2 protein-coding genes are annotated in these 2,129 nt (G+C 72.1%); one reads left to right on the top strand and one right to left on the bottom strand.

Annotated features, from left to right (window positions below):
- Window positions 1–50: 50 nt before the first annotated feature.
- On the bottom strand, window positions 51–1,208 hold the full coding sequence (locus ACYVE9_RS24150) for an Mrp/NBP35 family ATP-binding protein (RefSeq protein ID WP_461030009.1): 1,158 nt from the start codon (window positions 1,206–1,208) through the stop codon (window positions 51–53).
- A gap of 103 nt (window positions 1,209–1,311) precedes the next feature.
- On the opposite strand from ACYVE9_RS24150, the gene ACYVE9_RS24155 reads away from it, so the two are divergent.
- Window positions 1,312–2,070 (top strand): hypothetical protein, encoded by a 759-nt coding sequence (locus ACYVE9_RS24155; protein WP_461030010.1) that lies wholly within the window; start codon window positions 1,312–1,314, stop codon window positions 2,068–2,070.
- The last annotated feature ends 59 nt before the right edge of the window (window positions 2,071–2,129 follow it).

A 2,129-nucleotide genomic window follows, 5' to 3' on the forward strand; every position in this document is an offset into this window, starting at 1 on the left:
CCCCTTCCGTGCGTGCCGCCTCCGGGACGCCCGCCGCGGCCGCACCGCCGTCAGAACTTGTTGCGCGGGGTGAGGCCGAGGGACATGCCCTGGAGGCCGCGCTGGCGCCCGCCGAGCTTGCCCGCCACCGAGCGGATGGCCGCGCCCGACGGGGACTCCGGGTCGGACAGCACCACCGGCCGGCCGTCGTCACCGCCCTCGCGCAGCCGGACGTCGATCGGGATGGAACCCAGCACCGGGACCTGGGTGCCCGTCGTCCGGGACAGCCCGTCGGCGACACGCTGGCCGCCGCCGGTGCCGAAGACGTCGATCATCTCGTCGCAGTGCGGGCAGGGCAGCCCCGACATGTTCTCCACCACGCCGACGATCTTCTGGTGGGTCTGCACCGCGATGGAGCCGGCCCGCTCGGCGACCTCCGCCGCGGCCTGCTGCGGTGTGGTCACCACCAGGATCTCCGCGTTGGGGACCAGCTGCGCCACCGAGATGGCGATGTCACCGGTGCCCGGCGGCAGGTCGAGCAGCAGGACGTCGAGGTCACCCCAGTAGACGTCGGCCAGGAACTGCTGGAGGGCCCGGTGCAGCATCGGCCCGCGCCAGACGACCGGGGCGTTGCCGGGGGTGAACATGCCGATCGAGATGACCTTCACACCGTGCGCCGACGGCGGCATGATCATGTCCTCGACCTGCGTGGGACGGCCCTCCGCGCCGAGCATGCGCGGCACCGAGTGGCCGTAGATGTCGGCGTCCACCACGCCGACCTTCAGGCCGTCCGCGGCCATCGCCGCGGCGAGGTTCACCGTCACGGAGGACTTGCCGACGCCGCCCTTGCCGGACGCCACGCAGTACACGCGGGTCAGCGAGCCGGGCTGGGCGAACGGCACCTCACGCTCGGCCTTGCCGCCGCGCAGCGAGGAGGCCAGTTCGCGCCGCTGCTCGTCGCTCATCACGTCCAGCTCGACCTGCACGTCCGTGACGCCCTTGACGGCGGCCACGGCGTCCGTCACCCGCTGCGTGATGGTCTCCCGCATGGGGCAGCCGGAAACGGTCAGATAGACGCCCACGGCGACCGAACCGTCCGCGGCGATCTCCACCGACTTGACCATGCCGAGATCGGTGATGGGGCGGTGGATCTCCGGGTCGTTCACCGTCGCCAGTGCGTCGCGCACCGCTTCCTCGGTGGGTCCGGATCCGTACGTGTCGGTAGCCATGTTCCCGATGGTACGGCGAGACCGGTGCCACCCACCAAAGCCGGGCCCCGGGGAAGCGGTAGGGTGCGGGTGCTCCGGCTCCGACACAGGAGGATCAGCCGACGTGACACCATGCGCCCGCACCCGTCGTGCGGCTCTGGCGGGGGCGATCTGCGCGGGACTCGCGGCCACCGGGACGGCGTGTGCGACCGAGGACCCCGACAAGGGCACGAACGGTATCGGCAAGCTGTCGGCGGCGAAGATCGAGCGCTCCGCCCGGCAGGCCGCGGAAGCGGCCGACGCGGTCAGACTCTCCGGCAGCGTGGTCAGCCAGGGCCGCACCTACCGCCTGGACATGAGACTGAAGGACAGCGGCGGGGTGGGTGAGGTCTCCACCAAGGGCGGCTCCCGCTTCGAGCTGCTGCGGGTCGACAAGGACCTCTTCCTCAAGGCGGACGCGGACTTCTGGGTGCACCAGGAGAAGAGCGACGAGAAGCCCACCGATTCGGACCGTGCCGCGGCCCGCAAACTGGACGGCAAGTACGTGAAGGTGCCGCCGGGCGACCCGGCCTACAAGCAGCTCAGCGGCTTCACCGACATCAACCTGATGCTGGACGGCCTGCTGGTGCTGTCCGGCAAGCGCGAGACCGGCGACCGCGGTGAGGTCGGCGGGGTGCGCACGGTGCGGGTGACGGGCGGCAGCGGCGAGGGCGGCATGCTCGACGTCGCCCTGATCGGCACGCCCTACCCGCTGCGTCTGGAACGCGGCGGCGGCGGGGGAGTGGTCGAGATGGCCGACTGGAACAAGAAGTTCTCCCTCCGGCCGCCGGACGAGAGCCAGGTCGTGGACTACGGCCGCCAGATCACCGCCGGAGACGACTGACCGGCGACCGGCCCACCGCCGGGCCGGGACGGCCGGGCGGGCCGGGACGACCGGCCCAC

It is taken from the genome of Streptomyces sparsus, assembly GCF_054776295.1.